Origin of the sequence: Klebsiella sp. K47 (assembly GCF_051858335.1) — a bacterium.
Lineage (GTDB): Bacteria > Pseudomonadota > Gammaproteobacteria > Enterobacterales > Enterobacteriaceae > Klebsiella > Klebsiella pneumoniae.
On record NZ_JBPYUI010000426.1, the window covers coordinates 1 to 223 of the forward strand.

At 46.6% G+C, this 223-nt stretch carries 1 protein-coding gene; it reads right to left on the minus strand.

Annotated features, from left to right (window positions below):
* Window positions 1-223 (minus strand): hypothetical protein (locus RRF55_RS28645; protein WP_439419392.1); only part of this gene is annotated, 223 nt, incomplete at both ends.

The following is a 223-nucleotide window of genomic DNA, read 5'->3' on the forward strand; positions in this document are numbered from 1 at the left end:
TTTTTTTTTTTTTTCCTTCCTTTTCTTTTTTTTTTTTTTCCCTCTTTTCCCCCCCCCCTTCCCTCCTTTCCTTCCTCTCTCTCCTCCTCTCTCTTCCCTTCTCCTTCTCTCTCCTCTTTTTTTTCCTCCTTCTTCCTCCCCTTCTTCCTTCTTTCCTTCCTCCTTTCCCTTCCCCCCTTCTTTCCCTTCTCCTTCCTTCCCCTCCCCTTCTTTTCCTTCCTCC